Here is an 18,270-nt window from a genome sequence, read left to right on the forward strand (position 1 = left end):
CGCAGTTGCCGTCCGCCGGCGCGCCCCGCTTGTCAGTGGCGGTGGTCGGCTTCCGGATCACCGTTCGGCGATGCCGGGTCGTCATGATCGTGGTGATGATGGTGGGCATGCCCCTGATGATCGTCGAGGGCGGCGGGGTCGGGCAGGCGCTGTACGCCGATGCCATGGCGGTAGACGTTCTCCGCCCCATACCACCCGGTGATTGCCACCAGTCCCATGCCGCCAGCCACGCACAGCAGCAGCAGGGGATGGGCGCCTACGGCCCGCTTGCGGTCCAGCCAAGCGCCCAGCGACGCGACGGCCAGCACGGCCGCGGTGCGGTAGGCCCAGGTCAGGTGGATATGCACGTTCTCATGGCCGGCCAGGTCCATGGTGGACGTGGTCATGGCCCGCTGTCCCGTCAGGACGGCTGCCAGCGCCGCCACCGTACCCAGGCACAGCGACCAGCGCGCGGCGGTGGTCAGGGCTGGTGCCCATCCGGTCCTGTGCCGGACGGATGCCGCGATGAAAAACAGGAAGGTCAGAAGGGGCAGCGCCACGGCGAAATGAACCACCGCAGGGTGCCAGTTGGGCAGGATTTCCGGCATGGCTCAACCCTCGTGGTCATCGGGGCCGTGGCCCGTGGGCATGGCGGCGTCGTCCGGCATGACATGATCGATCCAGTAGGCGCCGGCCGAGGATCTCCCCAAGGTGAACATGACCTGGGCGCCGGGCCGCAATCCGACCAAGTCGATCCCCGGGGCTACCGGGAAGTCCATGGTCATGCCGGGCCAGTTCAGAGCGGTGATCGGGCCATGTGTCAGAGTAACGGTGCGGCGGGTGGCATCCACGGTGTTCACCGTGCCGGTGCCGACCGGCGTCTTGTCGGGCGTCTTGCCGGAATGGTCGTGGTCCATTTGAGGCGGGGCCGCCGCCAGGGCGGGCGCGTGCGTGATCATCAGCGCCGCCACGACGGCGCGCGCGAAGGTCTTCGGGATCATTTGATTCTCCCAGGGAATCTGGACTGGGCCGCCGATTGCGGAACGGCCGGGGTGGGGCGTGGCCTTACAGCCGGATCACGCCCCTGGGAGGTTCAAGTGGGGGAAGGGAGGTGATGCCGGTCCCGTCCGTATGCGCCGGCGATCCTGGCGCTCGCGCCTGGTCCGCCAGCCAGTCCGGTGCAGCCTGGGGGCTGAGTGCCGCCCCGTGGCAGGCCATGGCGCAGCACGGGGAGATCCCATGGCAGCAACAGCCGTCCTGGCATCCAAGGTCCTGCACGTCGGCCACCAGGACGGAGGGCGCCACGACGGCGACAGGGGCCGCCGCGACCTCGATGACAGTTTGTCGTCCCACGCCATGGGCCTGCGCCCGGCCAGCCCATCCGAGGACGCAGGCGGCGATGCATAGCAGGACGAAGAGTTGTGGGAGCGAACGGAGGCGCATGCCGGCACCATAACGGTCCGGTGCCGGGTGTGCAAAGGCGCATCGCAGGGCGCCGGCACCCATCCGTCACAACGGTATATCGTGCTGCGCCGATGCCCGCTGACGCGGAAGCCTGCCAATCGGAGCGATAACAAAGGCGCCATCATGTCGCGCGTTGGCGCTAGGCTTTTATGAATCGCGCCGGCCGGTATGCCGACCGCAAATCCAAAAACCTTAAGCGACAGGGGGCCTCCATGACTGTCTTGCGGCCGAAGTTCATCACGTTCGACTGCTATGGCACGCTGATCAACTTCGAGATGGCGCCGGTGGCGCGGACGGTTTACGCCGACCGCCTGGCGGGGGAGGCGCTGGAAGAGTTCTGCCGCGACTTCTCCGCCTACAGGCTGGACGCCGTCCTCGGCGCCTGGCGGCCGTACCGCGATGTGGTGGTCGAGGCCCTGCAGCGTGCGTGCAAGAAGGCGGGGGTCCCATATCGTGACGCCGACGGCGCGGCGCTGTATGCCGCCATTCCGACGTGGAACCCCCATTCCGACGTCGTTGAGCCGCTGAAGCGCGTCGCGGCCGAGTTTCCGCTCGTCATTCTGTCCAATTCGATGGTCGATCTCATCCCCCACAGCGTCGAGAGGCTGCAGGCGCCATTCCACACGGTCTGCACGGCGGAGGAGGCCCAGGCCTACAAGCCGCGGATGCGCGCCTTCGAGTTCATGTTTGACACTCTGGGCTGCGGGCCGGCGGACGTGCTCCACTGCTCCTCCAGCTTCCGCTACGACTTGATGACCGCCTATGACATGGGCATCACCATGAAGGCCTTCGTCAACCGGGGGCACGAGCCGCTGAACAGCTACTACCAGGTCCACGACATCCCCAACATCGGCGGCCTGCCTGCACTGGTGGGACTATGACCGCGAAGGCGCTGAAGGGCCTGGTGGGGGCCCCGGTGGGGGCCCCGGTGGGGGCCGTTGTCGATCTGCGGGCCTATGCGGCCGGCACGACCCCTGCGGACGACTGGATCGGCGGTCGCGCCGTGCCGGCCTTTACCGACGCCGCGGCCACCGTCGCGGCCCTGGCGCCGCGCGGGGAAGGGGGCGTCGATGGCCTGCTGGCAGACGAATTCGTCCTCGTTCTGAACGGTGGGCTTGAAATCGACAGCGATGGCGGCCGTCTCTCGCTGCGGGCGGGCATGAGCGCCGTGCTGCCAGTAGGGACAAGCTTCACCTGGCGGGCCGCCGAGGGAACGCTGCTGGTCATCGCCAGCTGCCCGGCGGCCCAGCCCGGGACGGCGGAGACGCCGGTGACGATCGACCAGGCCGCACCTCTCTCGCCCTCCAACCCGCCGCTGGCCGAATTACTGGTCGGCCCCACACCGTCCTGCCGGAACCATTCCGATTACTGGTCGGCCAGTCGTGAATTCGTTTGCGGGACCTGGGATTCCACGCCCTATCACCGCAGGCAGATGCCCTATCGCCATATCGAGCTCATGCATCTGCTGGAGGGCAGCGTCACTTTCGCTGACGCGGGCGGCAGCGTCACCTTCTCCGCCGGCGATGTTTGCCTGGTCATCCGGGGCGATGGCTGCGCGTGGATCAGCGAGACGCATGTCAAAAAGGTCTACGCGACGCAGCGTCCCGCGTGACCATCGCGGCGGCCACGCGCCCGGACCGCCGGCGCCCCAACCACTGGCGCGTCGCCACGGTATCTTATATCGCCTTGCGTCCATGTCGCCGCATGACGGTGGCGCGGTTCGGCGACATACGGGAGAAGTTGCCGGCGGAGGCTGGCTTAATAAACGGCAACAAAGTCATCGCCGACAAGCACGGGGAACGGGACATGGGCCAAATCGCGTCGGTTGGATCTGGATCATTTGTGGTGAGTGAAGCGTCCGCGAAGCGCACGACGATGGCGCGGCCGCGACTTCAGAATATCGACGCGCTGCGCGGGCTGGTCATGGTCTTCATGCTGCTCGACCATGTTCGCGAGACGTGGTTCCTGTATGTGCCCGTCGCCGATCCGGTCGATGCCCGGACGGCTGCGCCGGCGGTGTTTCTCGCCCGTCTGCTGGTCAGCCTGTGTGCGCCCATCTTCGTCGCCCTCACCGGTCTCGGCGTCTATCTGTATGCCAGCAATCACACCAGGGGCGAAACGACGGCTTATTTGGTGAAACGCGGCCTTCTGCTGATGGCGATCGAGGTGCTGATCCTGTCGCCCATTTATTGGGGCATATCGCCGCCGATGCTCTGGCTGCAAGTCATCTGGTGCATCGGTGTGTGCATGATCGTGCTGGCGGCCTTGATCCGGCTGCCACGCCCCGCGTTGATCACCCTAGGCCTGGTCATCGTCTGCGGTCACAATCTTCTCGATCCCATCCACCTCACCCCCGATAATCCGCTGTTCATCCTTTGGGCCGAGCTGCATCAGCGCGATTTCATCGCGCTGCCGTTCGGCCTCGTCGCGAAAACGAGCTATCCCATTCTTCCGTGGATTGGTGTGATATCGCTGGGCTATGGCATCGGTCCGTGGTTCGAGGCGGACATTTCCCCGGAAACGCGCCAGCGCCGTCTTCTGACGCTTGGTTTCGGGATGATTGCCGCCTTCGTCGTGTTGCGCGCGCTCAACATCTATGGCGACAAGCCGTGGTTCGTCGTCGACGGTGATCCGCTGCGCACGATGATGAGCTTTCTGGCGCTCACCAAGTATCCGCCGTCTCTTCTCTTCCTGCTGCCGACCTTGGGCGTCGGCGCGGTTCTGCTCGCCTTGCTGGACCGCGTACGGGACTCCGGCTTCGTCGGTGTGCTGTCGGTGTTCGGTGGGGCGCCGATGTTCTTTTACATCGTCCATCTCTGCACGCTTCGTATTCTGTATCATATCGCCTTCGCGATCTGGGGTTCGAACCACGGCACCGTGTTCGGGGTTGGCAGCTACGGCTGGGTGGTCGTCTGGTATCTCGGTTTGATAATTCCCTTCTACGTGCCGACCGCGTGGTTCTCCCGCCTCAAGAGGCGCCGTCGCGACATCGCCTGGCTGAAATACTTTTAAGGCGGGGGGCTTTAACCAGCGCGCGCGTGGCGGCCCCTTCCTGATCCAGCATTGGACCCGCTTGACCGCGCTTTCCAACCGGTCGCCCAACCAATCGTCGGCATGCATTTCCAAGAATCTCCAAGAGAACCCAAGATGATTGAAACCTTGTCCAAGCCGCCCGCCCATTCTGGTCAGATGACCCTTGACGCGGCTGAGACCCCGGCGCTGGTGCTTGACGTGGCGCGGTTCGATCGGAACGTGGCCCGATTGAAGGCGCGTTTGGCGCATCTCGGCGTTGGCTTCCGACCGCATGTGAAAACCGCCAAATCGATCGACGTGGCCCAGCGCCTTTTCGCGGGTGACCTGGGGCCGATCACCGTTTCGACAATAGCTGAAGCGGAATACTTCGCCGCCGCAGGTGCGACGGACATCGTCTATGCCGTCGGCTTGGCGCCGAAGAAGATCCCGCGGATACGTGACCTTGTGGCCCAGGGCGTGGACGTCGCGGTACTTATCGATACCGTCGAACAGGCCCAGGCCCTTGCCACGACGGCACTGGACGGCGGCGCGATGCCGGCGGTGTTGATCGAGATCGATTGTGACGGCCATCGCGGCGGGCTTTCCCCCGGTAACGCCGCGATCATCGAGATCGCGGATATTCTGCGGGCAGGGGCGGTGGAGGTCCGGGGTGTGCTCACCCATGCCGGGGAATCCTACGCGTGCCGGGGAGGTGTGGGCCTGGTGGAGGCTGCTGAGGGCGAGCGCGCGGCCGCGGTGGCCGCCGCCCAGGCTTTGCGCCGCCACGGGCACGCGGCGCCGGTGGTCAGCGTGGGCTCGACCCCGACCGCGCATTTCGCCCGCGATCTCGATGGTGTGACGGAAGTGCGCGCCGGTGTCTTCATGTTCTTCGATCTCGTGATGCATGGCATCGGCGTCTGCGCGGTCGATGACATCGCCGTCTCGGTGCTGGCCACCGTCATCGGACACAAGCTGGAAAAGGGCTGGATCCTGATTGACGCTGGCTGGATGGCCATGTCTCGCGACCGGGGGACGCAACGCCATCCCGTTGATCAAGGGTACGGCCTCGTCTGCGATATCGACGGTGTGCCGTGGCCGGATCTGATCGTGGATGATGCCAGCCAGGAGCATGGGATCATCAAGGTCCGGCCCGGCAGCGCCGCCGCGTTGCCCGACCTTCCGGTCGGTGCACGCGTGCGTATTCTGCCCAACCATGCATGCGCGACGGCGGCTCAGCATTGGGCCTACCAGGTGGTCACAACCGGCAGCCGCGACATCGTGGCGGCGTGGCCACGGATGCGGGGATGGTGAACCTCATGGAGATGAAGATCGAGACGTTGGAACCCGAGGGCCTTGCACGGCCAGGCGGCCACTACAGCCATGCCATCCGCTATGGCGGCTTGGTCTTCACGGCGGGCCAACTCGGCGTGCGCGCGGACGGCTCCCATACCGCTGATTTGGGGTTCGAAGATCAGGTCCGGCAGGCGCTGTCCAACGTGTTGGTGGCATTGCGCGCCGCTGGCGCTGGGCCCGGCGATATTCTCAAGGTCACTGCCTACATCGTCGGCGTTGAGAATTGGCCCTGCTTCAACGCGGTCTATGCCGAGATGATGGGGGACGCGCGGCCGGCGCGGACGGTGGTTCCGGTCGGCGAGTTGCATTACGGCTATCTGGTCGAGATCGATGCCGTGGCGGTGTGTGGCGCGACCGGCGCCCGGGAGGGCGCGATGAACATGATCTGATCGCAGCCTTCAGGTTTTCGATGGGCCGGCCATTCCGGCGAGCCCTGGTTTCCGTCCATCGTCGGCGCCTACCGCCGTCAGGATCTGGTGCGATGACATCTGGAATGAATTCGGTTGCGGCCGGGGATGTGAATCCGGGGCGGGCGCTTTATATCGACGGGGCATGGGGGCCGGCGTCCGGCCCGGTGTCGTTGCCGGTGGTCGACCCGGCAAGCGAGGCTGTGATCGCCGAACTCGCGGCGGCGACCGCCGCCGATCTCGACCGCGCCGTCGCGGCGGCGCGCGCGGCCCTGCCGGCGTTCAGCGCCACGCCGGTCGCGGATCGGCGTGCGCTGCTTGAGCGCATACACGCGCTGATCCTGGAGCGGGCGGAACCGCTGACCCAGGTGCTGTCGCGTGAGATGGGTGCGGCCATCAGCCATGCCCGCGCCGCCCATGTCCCCCTCGCGGCGGCGCACGTCCGTGCGGCTGCCGATGTGCTGGCGACCTATCCGTTCCTGACCATGCGGGGCACCACCGCCATCGTACGCGAGCCGATCGGGGTCTGTGGCCTGATCACGCCGTGGAACTGGCCGCTGTACCAAATAACGGCGAAGGTCGCCCCGGCCCTGGCTGCCGGATGCACCGTGGTGCTGAAGCCCAGCGAGTTGTCACCGCTGAACGCGTTGCTGTTTGCCGAAATCATGCACGACGCGGGCACGCCGCCAGGTGTCTTCAACTTGGTCAACGGCACCGGCCCGGAAATCGGGGCGGCCATGGCGGCCCATCCCGGTATCGACATGATCTCGATCACCGGTTCCAACCGGGCTGGCGTGCTGGTCGCCCAGGCGGCGGCGGTGACCGTCAAGCGGGTGACACAGGAACTGGGCGGCAAGTCGCCCAACGTTTTCCTGCCCGATGCCGATTTCCCGCGCGCCGTTCCGCTGGGTGTCATGGCCGCGTTCCGCAATGTTGGCCAGTCCTGCAGCGCGCCCACCCGCATGATCGTGCCCCGGGCCCGAATGGCGGAGGTGGAGGCCATCGCCCGGGCGACGGCCAGGGCCATCATCGTCGGCGATCCGTCCGACGGGAAGACCGTCTTGGGCCCCATCGCCAACCGCGCCCAGTTTGAACGCGTCCAGGCCATGATCGCCGCAGGTATCGCGGAGGGTGCCACTTTGGTCTGCGGCGGGCCCGGGCGTCCGGAGGGCAGGACCCGCGGCTTCTATGTCCGCCCGACGATCTTTTCGGGCGTCACGCGCGCGATGAGGGTCGCGCAGGAGGAAATCTTCGGGCCTGTCCTGTGCGTCATGCCTTACGACGATGTGGACGAGGCCGTCGATATCGCCAACGACACGGTCTTCGGGCTGGGCGGTCACGTCCAGGGGGGCGATATCGAACGCGCGCGCGATGTCGCTCGCCGCATCCGCACCGGGCAGGTTCATCTCAATCATCCCGCCTGGGATCCCCACGCGCCGTTCGGCGGCTACAAGCGGTCGGGCAACGGCCGGGAATACGGGGTCTTCGGTGTCGAGGAGTACCTCGAAACCAAGGCCATACTCGGCTACGCCTGACCTTCGTCTCATGGGAGATCGCATCGCCATGTCGGCGCCTCTACGTCTCATCCAGTCCTCCCCCGCCTTGCCCACCGAGGCCGATGCCGTGGTGATCGGTGGCGGCATCGTCGGCGCCTTCGCCACCTATTATCTCGCGATGCGGGGCCTGAAGGTCGCGCTGGTCGAGAAGGGCGTGGTCGGCGGTGAGCAATCGAGCCGCAACTGGGGCTGGTGCCGGCAGCAGAACCGCGATGCGCGTGAACTGCCGATATCAACCAAGAGCCTCGATCTTTGGGACCGCTTCGCCGCCGACAGTGGTGAGGATGCCGGATTTCGACGCTGCGGCTTGTTTTATCTGAGCAACGACGAAGAGGAACTGGACACCTGGGCCCGCTGGGGCGCCTTCGCGCGGACGGTCGGCGTCAGCACGCGGATGCTCGATGGCGCCGAGGCGACCGAACGGGGCGGTTTCACGGGGCGGCGTTGGCGGGGGGGCGTGTTGGCCCCGACCGACGGCATCGCCGACCCCGGGCTCGCGGCCCCGGCGGCGGCAAAGGCGGCGATGCGGCACGGCGGCACCGTTCATCAAGGCTGTGCCGCGCGGGGCATCGAACTGGCGGGCGGCGCAGTGAGCGGCGTCATTACCGAAAAGGGCACCATCCGTACGAAGCTGGCCATACACACCGGCGGCGCGTGGGCCTCTTCCTTTTGTCATCAGTTGGGCATTCGCTTCCCCCAGGCATCGGTGCGCCAGTCCATTGTCGCGGTGGCCAGCGACCAGATCGATTTGCCGGACGCCCTTCACACCAAGTCGGTGTCGATCACGCGCCGTGGCGACGGGTGTCATACCCTGTCGATCAGCGGGTGGGCGCGGGTCGATCCGACACCCCAGTTCTTCCGCTTCCACCGCGAATTCCTGCCCATGTTCCTGCGGCGCTGGCGCAGCCTGTCGCCGGGGGGGCTGGAAGGCTGGCGCTCCGGTCATGAAACGGGCTCCCGCTGGACCGTCGATCAGTCGACGCCGATGGAGCGGATGCGTGTTCTAGATCCAACGCCGGATCCGCGCACGGTACGCCTGACAGTGAAGCGGGCGGTCGACCTCGTTCCTGCCCTTAGGGCCGCTCCAGTCATGAACACCTGGGCCGGCTATATCGATAGCACGCCCGATGGCGTCCCAGTGATTGGTGAGATACCCGACGTCCCTGGCTTCATCCTTGCGGCGGGATTCAGTGGCCACGGCTTCGGCATCGGACCTGGCGCGGGGCACCTGATCGCTGATCTTGCAACGGGCTCCACACCGATCGTCGATCCTCGCCCTTATGCCCTATCACGCTTCGACAAGGGCGAGAAAATCGATGTCGCGGACTTCTGAGTAGTAGAACTAGCGCGACAGCGTCGGCATTTAGGGCCGACGATGCGGTATTTCGAGCAGAGAAGCAGCTGACCCTGCGCCATTTTCTCCGCCATCTGACATAAGAACCGCCAGACAGTCCGAATAGCATCTAATTCTAGGTGTTCGGTCCCAGGGATTGATGGTGCAATGACCTCACAGGAATGGAGGGATGCACTATGGGCCAGATACTTCACGGCAGCGCCCGCCGAAGCTGAGGCTCGCTTCCACGCCATGACGGACACTCCGGCCATGGCCGCCTGACTCAAACCAAAACGCCTCCGACAATCCCGGCGCGCTTCAGTTTGCCGACACTGGCCCTTCTGGGCGCCAGGCGGCTTTAACGTTAAAGCACATCGACATAAAGACTCTTATTGAGCATCAAGTGTAGCGCCATCATCTGGGCGGTCATCATTGCTGCTTTTGGATGAAGGAGATATGGCTGTTTCCGTCAGGCGGCTGCCCGAAACAGCAAGTTAAGATGGTTGCGGGCCCCCGCAACCAATCGCAAAGGCCTCCATGTGTAAGCATGGGGGCCTTTGCGATTCTGGCTCCAGGCTGAGAAGTGACCCTGGGGAGAGAGCAGGTTCAGCCAAGGGGCCGCCGGGCGGGAGCCCGGCGAAACAGCCCCGAAGGCCAGCGCAGCTAAATCCTGCCCCCGCAACCAAATCCCAAAACCCCCGCCCGCATTGCGCAGGCGGGGGTTTTGCTTTTTATGGCCTTGGCGATCGGATCGGGACAGGAAGCCGGCCGGCGGCGCTCAGGCCAGGGGCGCCGTCCGATATAGGATCACCTTGATGCCGCCATGCAGCACCGGCGCGCCGGTGGGCAGGAAGGAGAGGTCGGTCACTTTGGCCAGGGCCGGTTCATTGGTGATGATGCCGACGCGCCAGCCGTGGAAGCGCTCGCGCAGCACCTTGCCCAAGCTGCCATATAGGGCATAGAGCTGCTTGGTGTCGCCGATGCGCCCGCCATAGGGCGGGTTGACGATGACCAGGCCGGCCGGGCCGTCGGGCGGGGTCAGGTCGCTGATGGCTTGGCGCCGGAAGTCGGTCCAGTCCGCCACACCCGCCCGCGATGCGTTGTCCTGGCTCATCTTCACGGCGCCGGCGTCACGGTCGCTGCCATGGAAGCGCATGGTTGGTGCGGTAAGGGTTGCGGAGGCTTTCAGCGCATCCCAGGCGGCGGCGTCGAAGCCGGCAAGCCTCTCGAAGGCGAAGGATCGGGACCGGCCAGGCTTGAGGCCGGCGGCGATCTCCGCCGCCTCGATCACGAAGGTGCCCGAGCCGCACATGGGATCGACCAAGGGCTCATGGCCGTCGTAGCCGCACTGGCGCAGGAACAGGGCGGCCATGGTTTCCCGCATCGGGGCCTTGTTCACCGCCTCCTTATGGCCGCGCTTGTGCAATGACTCGCCCGATGTGTCGATGCTGAAGGTGCAGAGGTCGTCGTCGATGCGGGCTTTGATGACGATTTCGGCATCGTCCGTGACGGGGGCGCCCAACTCCTCCGATAGGGCGCGGGTGATGCGCTCCGCCGCGGCGCCGGCGTGATAGATGCGGGACTTGGTGCAGCTGGCCTCCACCTTCACCGGCACGTCCGGCCGCAGGAACTCCGCCCAAGGGAAGCGGCGGGCGCGTTTGTCCAACTGCGCCAGATGTAAGGCGCGGAAGGAGCCGATGCGCACCAATACGCGGGTGGCGCCGCGCAGGTCCAGGTTGGCGCGCCAGACCTCCGTCCAGCCGCCCCGGGTGCTGACGCCGCCCTTGCTGGGCTGCGGGTCGGTGAAGCCGGCCGCCGTCATCTCCGCGCACAGTGCGGATTCCAGGCCGGGTGTGGTCACCACGTAGATACCAAAGTCATCACGCTCATCCATGGCGCTTTGATATCGCGCCGCCCCCCTAGGCGGCGAGGGCTTTCTCGCCATGGCTTCCGTGCCGTCGGGGCGGGGTTCAAGACCCGGGCGGTCCGAACCAGGCGGCCAGCGCTGCCTTCAGATCGTGGTCATCCGGCTGCCCTGCCCAGGCCACGTAGCCATCGGGGCGGACCAGCACGCTGGCCGGAGCGGGGACGGGGCCAAGCGCGGGCAGTTCCCACGGCCCATCATAGCTGGCATCGACCCTCTGGAACCGCCCACCCCAGGGAGTGAGGTCGATACCAGCGTCTGGCCCGAGGGTGAGGAACACGGGCCGCGCCTGGTGCAGGTAGGTATAAAGCCGGCGCGGGCCATCGGCCGTGATCAGGTCAAGGTCGGGCATGCGGTGCCCCAGCAGCGGATGGCCCTCGCCCAGGTCATAACGAACGGCCAAGCCCGATATTTGCGTGGCGACGTGCTGGCGCGGGGCGTCCATGGCCATGAATTCGGAGATGAGTTGGCCCAAGGCCTTGGAGCGGTCGTCCTGGCGCTGCAGCGCCACGGTGGCCATGGTAATGAGCAGTACCCGTGCCGCCACCGGGTGCCGTTCACGGTGATACGTGTCCAGCAGGGCGGCCGGCGCTGTCCCCTTGATCACCTGGGCCAGTTTCCAGCCCAGGTTCACGGCGTCCTGCACCCCGATGTTTAGACCTTGGCCGCCCATCGGGGGATGGACATGCGCCGCGTCGCCGGCCAGCAGCACCCTCCGGTCGCGATAGGCGGCGGCCTGTCGCGCCATGTCGGTAAACCGGGAAATCCAGGTCGGGCTGTGGATACCGTAATCGGTGCCATAAATGGGGATCAGCGCCCGCCGTACCTCATCGAGGGTGGGCTGTCCGCCGGACTTGAGCTCCCGCTCGGTCAGCACGATGCGGACACGGCCGGCATCCTCCATCTTGCCCATGCCATGGGTGCCGGTGGCGTCGGCGCGAAAGCCCCATTCGGGCTCCTCCGTCCATTCGGCCTCTGCGATCAGCCAGCTTTTGGTCGCGTCCCAGCCCGGGAAGTCGATACCCGCCCCTTTGCGGACGAGGCTACGCCCACCGTCGCAGCCGACGAGATATCCCGCGCGCAGCCGCCTGCCGTTGGACAACGCGACGTCGACGCCTTCCTCGTCTTGGGTGAAGCCCGCGACCTCACACCCCCGCAGGATGGTCACGCCGAGTTCGCCGGCCCAGTCGGCCAGCAAGCGCTCGATGTGGTTCTGCGACAGGGCCAGGAAATATCTGTGCCGGGTGGGGAAGTCGCTGAAATCCAGGGTGGGGCCGTGGAAATGGCCCACCGGATGGGTTTGCCCCAGCGCCAGGAAGCGATCGGCGATGCCGCGCTGGTCCAGCACCTCGATGGTGCGGATGTGCAGGCCCCCGGCCCGCATTCCCGCCAGGTCCTGGTTGGGGCGGCGCTCGACGACGATCGCGTCGACGCCCGCCAGGGCCAGCTCGGCAGCCAGCATGAGGCCCGTGGGGCCGCCACCGGCGATGACCACCGCATGATCCTGTCGCGTGCCTTTATCCATCTGCCCAGCCTCCTTGTTTCGGAGGGCGGGACTTTATGAACCGGCAGGGCGATCAGGCAATTCTTGAACTCAACTCTTTCAACGCCATCTATAAGCTGAGCGGGGGCAGGGCCGCCTATCCGACCGTCACGTCTGCGGCGGCCGCTGAGAAGCCTGCAGCAGCGCGTGCAGGCAGTGCGTGGCGCCGCGTCGCGCCTCTTCCTCGGTGATGGCGGCCGCTGCCGGGTCCGTTCTCCGCCGCATGGCCAGCCAGCTGATCGCTTCGATACCGGAACGAGCCAAGGCTTCCGCCGGTCCGCCGCCCGCATATCGGCGCTCGAACCATGTTACGATATCGGCGAGATAGGGTGCGCGGTACTGTTGGGTAAAGACCGTTTTCAGGCTGGGGATGTCGTTGGCGGTGCGGTCGAAGAGGACGATCAGGCGCCAGGTGGCGGCCAGGAAATCGTATAGCTCGGTCGCGATGCCCGCCGCCTCGTTCTCAAGCTGGGATAGCGGCAAGGGATGATCCAGGGCAGCCCGCAGCGCCGGCCAGCGCGGCCAGGAATGGACGATGGCCTCGATCGACAGGACCGTTTCCGCGAGATCGCCCACCGCCACCGGCATTGGCAGATCGTCCAACGATATGCCGGCGGCATGCAGTGCTGCGATATGGAACAGGGCTTCCTTGCTCTCGACATAGCGGTAGGCGGCGGAGGGCGACATGCGCAGTTCCGCCCCGATATCCGACATCTGGGTCAGGCGAAAGCCGCGCTGGGTGAAGCACTGCAACCCCGCCTCAGCGATCTCACGGAGCGGGCGTAGTCCCAGCCGGCTCGATCTGCGCATCTCTCACCCTCCGTCCCCGAGCCAACCCATGCCCGCCCCCGGCGAGCAGGAGCGGATTATGTCGGCGGCGGGGGAGAATAGCCGACGGTTCCTTGGGCGTCCTTCATGAACATCGCCAAGCCTCTATGACGTCAGTGGAAAACAGCCGAACGGCAGGAGGACCGTGCCAAAGGCCTTGTCCAGGCGGCGTCATGAGTGTATCAGTGATTCACTCAATTATGAACCTTACGACGGTTATGGCAAAATTGATCCTGAAACGCATGTGCCCGGCCATCTTCCTGTGGGCCACCTTCCTGTGGGCCGCTGTGCCCGCCGCGGAGGCCGCCCCCGTAGGGCTGACCTATCGCGAGGTACCGCTTGCCAGCGCGGCGGCACGGCGCAGCGATCATCGGCCATTGCTGGATGTCACGATCTGGTATCCGGCGGTGGAGGGAACGGCGCAGGAGGAGGTGGACGTCGGTCCGCCGGGCCAGGCGTTGCTGGTGGGCGGGCTCGCCGCCATCGATGCGGAGCCGGCGCCCGGGAGACACCCGGTCGTCCTGCTGTCCCCCGGCTTCGGTGGCAGTGCCGAGGACTTGTTCTGGCTGGGTGGTGGATTGGCGGCGCGCGGCTTTGTCGTCGTCGGGGTCAGCCACCCCGGCAACAACGCGCTGGATCGCACCCCGGTGGGTGGAACCGCGTGGTGGGAGCGGCCCCGCGACCTGATCGCCGCCGTGCGCGCCATGGCGACCGATCCGGCTCTGGGCCCGCACGTCGACATGGCGCATGTCGGCGCGGCGGGTTTTTCCATGGGGGGCATGACGGCGCTGGCCCTGGGCGGCGCCCTCATCGATCCCAGACATTTCGATGATTTCTGCGCCACCCGTCCGGCGGACAAGGTTTGCGACACGGCCCCGGAAACACCGGATGCCCCGCATCTCACCCAGCGCGACGGCATCCATCTGCTGGGGTTGGACCAGGCGGCCGCCCGGGCATCGGACGGAGCCGCCTTTCCCGGCGTGCGCGCCATCCTGGCCATCGCGCCGCCCGTGCAGATGCTGTCGCCGGAAAGCCTGGGGCGCGTCACCGCCCGGACCACCCTGGTGGTGGGGGACAGCGATCCGCTGGTACCCGCCGCCACCGAGGCGGCGGTGGCGGCGCGCCTGGTCAAGGATGCGCGATTGGTGATGGTGCCGGGGGCGGCCCACTACAGCTTCGTGGGCATCTGCACGCCCCATGGCCGAACGGTACTCAAACTTTGCGCGTGGGCGCCAGAGGCGGAGCGCGCCCATGCGACCGCCCTGGCGGAGGCGATCCGCCTGTTCCAAGACACGCTGTCACCGGGCGGGCGGCCCTAACTGGCCCTTTCGTCCAGGTGGCACCCGTCACATCCTGCAGTGGCGGCTGGCCCGCCTTGCAGTTCTCAACGACAATAAACCCCTGGGAGGAATGATATGCAGAGTGGCCGTAGAGGCTTCCTGAAGCTCGGCGGCGGCACCTTGGCCATGCTGGCCTTGCCGCACCCCCTGATGGCCGCGACGGCGACCAATCCGCCCATCATCGATGTCCATCTGCACGCCTATCCAGCGTCGATGCGCTTCGAAAACCCCATCGTCAATCCCATCACTGGCGCCAAGAGCCCTATCAAGACCGGGGCCGACCACCTCACGGCCTGCCTGGCGGAGATGAAACGCCTGAACGTGGTCAGGGGCGTGGTCAGCGGCGGCGACGGTGACCGGCTGCAAGCTGCCGTGGACTGGCACGACCGGGACGCCGGCCGCATCCTGGTGGGCGCCGGCATCCGCGGATCGGCGGATACGCCTCTGCCACCACTAGAGGACCTGCGCAAGCTGCACGCGCAGGGCAAGCTGCAGGTGCTGGGGGAACTGACGTCCCAGTATGCCGGCCTGCCGTTGAGCGACCCGCAATACGACCCCTACCTGTCCCTGGCGGAAGAACTGGACATTCCGGTGGCCTTGCACACCGGCACCATGCCCGAGGGCACCACCTTTGACCCCTGCTGTCGCACCGCCCGGGCCCGCTTCGGCAATCCCGAATATGTCGAGGAGGCGCTGAACAAGCATCCCAAGCTGCGCCTGAACCTCATGCATTGCGGCTGGCCCTACCTGGAAGACACCATGGCCATGCTGATGCTGTATCCCAATGTCTATGCGGATACGGGCGCCATCGACTGGCTGCTGCCGCGACCGGCCTTCAACGACTACCTGAAGGCCCTGGTCGACGCCGGCTTCGGCAAGCGCATCATGTTCGGGACGGACCAGATGTATTGGCCGGACGCCATCGGCCTAGCCGTCGACCGCATCAAGTCGGCCCCTTTCCTGACGGAGGACCAGAGGCGGGACATCTTCTACAACAACGCCGTCCGCTTCTATAAACTGGGCTGAGATTTTGTCGGGACAGCCGCCGGGACTGCCCGGCGGCTGGTCCGCGTCAATAGCTGAGCGTCACGGAAACGTGGCTGAGTTCGCCCTTTTCCGCCGCCCCTGGCAGCTTGCGCAGCTGCCAGCCGTAGGCGAACTTCACCGTCAGATAGGTGCCATAGGTGTAGCCCAGGCCCACACCGGTGCTGGCCAGGTTGACGTTGTCACTCTCCCCGGCCGGGATGTTGCGGTTCCACAGGCTGCCGTAATCGAAGAAGGCCAGCAGCTGCAGGGCGTCATCGGGGCCGCGTTGCACCAGCTTGAAGGCGCGGCTGCGCAACTCGGTGCTGATCAGCACGCCCTGGTCGCCGTTCACCGCGCGCTCGTCATAGCCGCGCAGGATGTCGGCGCCGCCGGCGCCCAGCTGTTCCGTGTCGAGCAGGGCGCGGTTGCTCAGCTGCCCCACCACGCGGGTGGCCCAGACCGCCTCTTCCGGCAGCTTCACCAGGCGGTTCAGCTCGCTACGGACATAAAGATAGTTGGCCTTGGCGCCCAGGCGGCCGGACTGGTTGTCGCCCGGCTGGAAAGCGGCGTTGGTGTTGTCCCCGGTCAGGCCGCCGGGGCTCCACACCAGGGTGTTGCTCCACCCCGTGCTGCCCCAGGCGTCACCCAGGGTGGCGTTGTAGTTGGCGGAGAACTGGTTGATCTCCGTCGCCGTGCGCGAAATCTGGACGCCACCGAAGGCCAGATTGTTGTTGGTGGTCTTGAAGTCGTAGCCGAATTCCAGCTGGTGGGAGAAATCCGGCGTCCGCGCCAACGGGATTTGATAGCGCAGGCTGGCCTGGCCGCTCTTGCCCACCAGGCCGAAATCGTTGCCCACATTGGGCACGCTTTCCTCATAGCTGCCGAAGATCATCAGGCGGTCCTGCCAGGGCAGGGGCGCCAGCCAGCTGAGGGAATGGCCGACAAAGGAGGCGTTCCGCCCGCCCGGCCGGTCATGCCAGAAATCGTTGCTGGTGGTCAGCTGATAGGACAGTTGCTCATCCTGCCAGAAGGCATTGCCCCAGTTGAAACCCAGGTTCCAGCGGTCGCGGCCCGTGCTGGGCGCGCCGCTGTTGTCATAGCCGGCGTAGACGCGCAGGGGGAAACGGTCGCGGGTGGACAGCACCAGATCGGTGGTACCCGGCGTGGCACCTGGGCGGTAGACCAGATCCACCTGGCGGAAGGGGTTCTCATTCAGGCCGTTGACCTCGCGCAGCAAGCGCTCACCCTCCACCCGGTCGCCGGGGTGGATGCTGATATGGCGGGTCAGTAAAGCGCTGTCGAACCACTCGTTGCCCTCGGCCGCCACCTGGCCCACCGTGAATTCGCGCACCACCACCTGCACGGTGCCGTTGTCGATATCCTGTTCCGGCACCAGCACGTCGACCAGCGGATGGTCGTTGTCGCGGTAGAAGGCGACGATGTGGCGGGCCAGCTCATTCAGGTCCGCCAGGCGCAGGGGCTTGCCGATGTAGGCCTCGGCGATGGGGCGGAAGCCGGGGCGGTCCAGGATGTCGATGCCGCCAGTGTCCACGCCGGTGACGGTGCTGCCGCGCGGCTTCACGGCGGCCGGCGAGGGCACGAAGGCCAGGCCCTTCAGCTGGGACAGGATCACCCGGTCTGACTCGGGCGCGGGGGCGGCCGGCATGGGCGGCTGTGGCGGCTGGTCCACCGGCGCCTTTGCGGGCGGCTCCTTGGGCGCGATGCGCTCATAGCTCTGCGCCTGCGCCCGCAGGGACGTCAGCGACAGGCCGGCCAAGAGCAGGGCGGTGAGAACGCGTGCCGGAGGGACGGACATGGAATTCCTGGGCATGGAGGCGGTCGTGGGAGAAGGGATGGCGGGCGTGGGGGCGGAGGGGACGATCATGGCGCGCTTCAGCGCCACCGCTTGGCGATGTCGAACTCCGTCTCATCCGTCCCATCCTGGTGGGCGGCGGAGAAGGTCGAGGTGTTGGTGATGGCGCCGGTGGCCGTGGCGGGTGGCGCCAGGTAGATGACGCGATAGTTGCCCTGCGAGTAGTCTGACCCCACCAGGGGCTGGGTGGGGGTGAAGGGCACTTTGCCGGAGGGCTGGTCCACGAAGTGGGTGGAGGACGGCACCTCGGGTACCACCAGGGGCGGTGACGTGTCCGCCTGCACCGTCAGGGTGCCGGCGACGTAGCTGATGAGGTAATTGCCGGACGTGAGGCCCCCCGGCGTGATCGTGTAGGTGCCGGACGCTGTCCCGCCACCGTTGTAGACCAGGCTGCCGCCCAGGACGGCGGCCGTTTCGCCATTCACGAAGCCGTTGTACCTGGCGCTGTAGGCCGGGGTGTCGCCGAAGGCGACGGTGACGTCGTTGGCGGTGACGGTCAGGGCGGCCTTGTTCACCGTCAGGGTGCCGGCGACATAGCTGATGTCGTAGTTGGCGCTGGTGAGGCCGCCGGGGGTGAGGGTGTAGCTGCCGGCGTTGGTGCCGGCGCCGCTGACCGTCAGGGTGCCGCCCAG

At 66.5% G+C, this 18,270-nt stretch carries 16 protein-coding genes; 9 read left to right on the forward strand and 7 right to left on the reverse strand.

Features of this window, described 5'->3' with window-relative positions:
- Positions 1-32: 32 nt before the first annotated feature.
- The gene (locus FBZ87_RS25985) at positions 33-587 is read right to left on the reverse strand and encodes a DUF2231 domain-containing protein (RefSeq protein WP_145613482.1); all 555 of its coding nucleotides are present in this window, start codon (positions 585-587) and stop codon (positions 33-35) included.
- Positions 588-590: 3 nt separating this feature from the next.
- Positions 591-980, reverse strand: coding sequence for a copper-binding protein (locus tag FBZ87_RS25990; protein ID WP_145613483.1), 390 nt, complete (start codon positions 978-980; stop codon positions 591-593).
- 675 nt (positions 981-1,655) lie between these two features.
- On the opposite strand from FBZ87_RS25990, the gene FBZ87_RS25995 reads away from it, so the two are divergent.
- The 7 genes from FBZ87_RS25995 to FBZ87_RS26025 all read left to right on the forward strand — a co-directional run bounded on the left by FBZ87_RS25995 (position 1,656) and on the right by FBZ87_RS26025 (position 9,104).
- Positions 1,656-2,324 carry a haloacid dehalogenase type II gene (locus FBZ87_RS25995; protein WP_145613484.1) on the forward strand — a complete coding sequence of 223 codons (669 nt, stop codon included), beginning with the start codon at positions 1,656-1,658 and terminating at the stop codon, positions 2,322-2,324.
- Positions 2,321-3,055, forward strand: coding sequence for a cupin domain-containing protein (locus FBZ87_RS26000; RefSeq protein WP_145613485.1), 735 nt, complete (start codon positions 2,321-2,323; stop codon positions 3,053-3,055). Before FBZ87_RS25995 ends, FBZ87_RS26000 begins: the two co-directional genes overlap by 4 nt.
- Positions 3,052-4,455, forward strand: a complete 1,404-nt coding sequence (locus FBZ87_RS26005; protein WP_211107209.1) for an acetyltransferase domain-containing protein — start codon at positions 3,052-3,054, stop codon at positions 4,453-4,455. Before FBZ87_RS26000 ends, FBZ87_RS26005 begins: the two co-directional genes overlap by 4 nt.
- A 135-nt stretch (positions 4,456-4,590) precedes the next feature.
- Positions 4,591-5,766 (forward strand): alanine racemase, encoded by a 1,176-nt coding sequence (locus FBZ87_RS26010; RefSeq protein ID WP_145613486.1) that lies wholly within the window; start codon positions 4,591-4,593, stop codon positions 5,764-5,766.
- A 5-nt stretch (positions 5,767-5,771) separates the two neighbouring features.
- Complete coding sequence (locus FBZ87_RS26015; RefSeq protein WP_145613487.1) at positions 5,772-6,197, forward strand: RidA family protein; 426 nt, start codon at positions 5,772-5,774, stop codon at positions 6,195-6,197.
- Between the two features lie 104 nt (positions 6,198-6,301).
- Positions 6,302-7,750 carry an aldehyde dehydrogenase family protein gene (locus tag FBZ87_RS26020; protein ID WP_246134612.1) on the forward strand — a complete coding sequence of 483 codons (1,449 nt, stop codon included), beginning with the start codon at positions 6,302-6,304 and terminating at the stop codon, positions 7,748-7,750.
- A 10-nt stretch (positions 7,751-7,760) separates the two neighbouring features.
- Positions 7,761-9,104 (forward strand): NAD(P)/FAD-dependent oxidoreductase, encoded by a 1,344-nt coding sequence (locus FBZ87_RS26025; protein WP_422394439.1) that lies wholly within the window; start codon positions 7,761-7,763, stop codon positions 9,102-9,104.
- A gap of 778 nt (positions 9,105-9,882) precedes the next feature.
- On the opposite strand, the gene FBZ87_RS26030 is transcribed toward FBZ87_RS26025, so the two are convergent.
- The 3 genes from FBZ87_RS26030 to FBZ87_RS26040 all read right to left on the reverse strand — a co-directional run bounded on the left by FBZ87_RS26030 (position 9,883) and on the right by FBZ87_RS26040 (position 13,381).
- On the reverse strand, positions 9,883-10,998 hold the full coding sequence (locus FBZ87_RS26030; RefSeq protein ID WP_145613489.1) for a THUMP domain-containing class I SAM-dependent RNA methyltransferase: 1,116 nt from the start codon (positions 10,996-10,998) through the stop codon (positions 9,883-9,885).
- A 76-nt stretch (positions 10,999-11,074) separates the two neighbouring features.
- Positions 11,075-12,553 (reverse strand): FAD-dependent monooxygenase, encoded by a 1,479-nt coding sequence (locus FBZ87_RS26035; protein ID WP_145613490.1) that lies wholly within the window; start codon positions 12,551-12,553, stop codon positions 11,075-11,077.
- A gap of 126 nt (positions 12,554-12,679) precedes the next feature.
- A complete protein-coding gene (locus FBZ87_RS26040) occupies positions 12,680-13,381 on the reverse strand; it encodes a TetR/AcrR family transcriptional regulator (RefSeq protein WP_145613491.1) in 702 nt (233 codons plus the stop codon).
- A gap of 236 nt (positions 13,382-13,617) precedes the next feature.
- On the opposite strand from FBZ87_RS26040, the gene FBZ87_RS26045 reads away from it, so the two are divergent.
- Together FBZ87_RS26045 and FBZ87_RS26050 are read left to right on the forward strand one after the other, a co-directional pair.
- Positions 13,618-14,718, forward strand: a complete 1,101-nt coding sequence (locus FBZ87_RS26045; RefSeq protein ID WP_145613492.1) for an alpha/beta hydrolase family protein — start codon at positions 13,618-13,620, stop codon at positions 14,716-14,718.
- 96 nt (positions 14,719-14,814) lie between these two features.
- Entirely contained in the window at positions 14,815-15,765 is a 951-nt protein-coding gene (locus FBZ87_RS26050) for an amidohydrolase family protein (RefSeq protein WP_145613493.1), read from the forward strand.
- A gap of 46 nt (positions 15,766-15,811) precedes the next feature.
- On the opposite strand, the gene FBZ87_RS26055 is transcribed toward FBZ87_RS26050, so the two are convergent.
- Both FBZ87_RS26055 and FBZ87_RS29380 read right to left on the reverse strand, forming a co-directional pair.
- Positions 15,812-17,581, reverse strand: coding sequence for a ShlB/FhaC/HecB family hemolysin secretion/activation protein (locus FBZ87_RS26055; RefSeq protein WP_186454986.1), 1,770 nt, complete (start codon positions 17,579-17,581; stop codon positions 15,812-15,814).
- A 77-nt stretch (positions 17,582-17,658) separates the two neighbouring features.
- Positions 17,659-18,270, reverse strand: a 612-nt coding sequence (locus FBZ87_RS29380; protein ID WP_186454987.1) for an MBG domain-containing protein, incomplete at its 5' end; no start/stop codon positions are given.

It is taken from the genome of Nitrospirillum amazonense (genome assembly GCF_007828035.1).
GTDB classification, from domain to species: domain Bacteria; phylum Pseudomonadota; class Alphaproteobacteria; order Azospirillales; family Azospirillaceae; genus Nitrospirillum; species Nitrospirillum amazonense.

Bases quoted from the DNA above. Each gene is read 5' to 3' on its own strand.
- FBZ87_RS26020 (WP_246134612.1), top strand. From the start codon at position 6,302: ATGAATTCGGTTGCGGCCGGGGATGTGAATCCGGGGCGGGCGCTTTAT.
- FBZ87_RS26000 (WP_145613485.1), top strand. From the start codon at position 2,321: ATGACCGCGAAGGCGCTGAAGGGCCTGGTGGGGGCCCCGGTGGGGGCC.
- FBZ87_RS26010 (WP_145613486.1), top strand. From the start codon at position 4,591: ATGATTGAAACCTTGTCCAAGCCGCCCGCCCATTCTGGTCAGATGACC.
- FBZ87_RS26025 (WP_422394439.1), top strand. From the start codon at position 7,761: ATGGGAGATCGCATCGCCATGTCGGCGCCTCTACGTCTCATCCAGTCC.
- FBZ87_RS26030 (WP_145613489.1), bottom strand. From the start codon at position 10,998: ATGGATGAGCGTGATGACTTTGGTATCTACGTGGTGACCACACCCGGC.
- FBZ87_RS26040 (WP_145613491.1), bottom strand. From the start codon at position 13,381: ATGCGCAGATCGAGCCGGCTGGGACTACGCCCGCTCCGTGAGATCGCT.
- FBZ87_RS25990 (WP_145613483.1), bottom strand. From the start codon at position 980: ATGATCCCGAAGACCTTCGCGCGCGCCGTCGTGGCGGCGCTGATGATC.
- FBZ87_RS26050 (WP_145613493.1), top strand. From the start codon at position 14,815: ATGCAGAGTGGCCGTAGAGGCTTCCTGAAGCTCGGCGGCGGCACCTTG.
- FBZ87_RS26035 (WP_145613490.1), bottom strand. From the start codon at position 12,553: ATGGATAAAGGCACGCGACAGGATCATGCGGTGGTCATCGCCGGTGGC.
- FBZ87_RS26045 (WP_145613492.1), top strand. From the start codon at position 13,618: ATGGCAAAATTGATCCTGAAACGCATGTGCCCGGCCATCTTCCTGTGG.
- FBZ87_RS25995 (WP_145613484.1), top strand. From the start codon at position 1,656: ATGACTGTCTTGCGGCCGAAGTTCATCACGTTCGACTGCTATGGCACG.
- FBZ87_RS25985 (WP_145613482.1), bottom strand. From the start codon at position 587: ATGCCGGAAATCCTGCCCAACTGGCACCCTGCGGTGGTTCATTTCGCC.
- FBZ87_RS26055 (WP_186454986.1), bottom strand. From the start codon at position 17,581: ATGTCCGTCCCTCCGGCACGCGTTCTCACCGCCCTGCTCTTGGCCGGC.
- FBZ87_RS26015 (WP_145613487.1), top strand. From the start codon at position 5,772: ATGGAGATGAAGATCGAGACGTTGGAACCCGAGGGCCTTGCACGGCCA.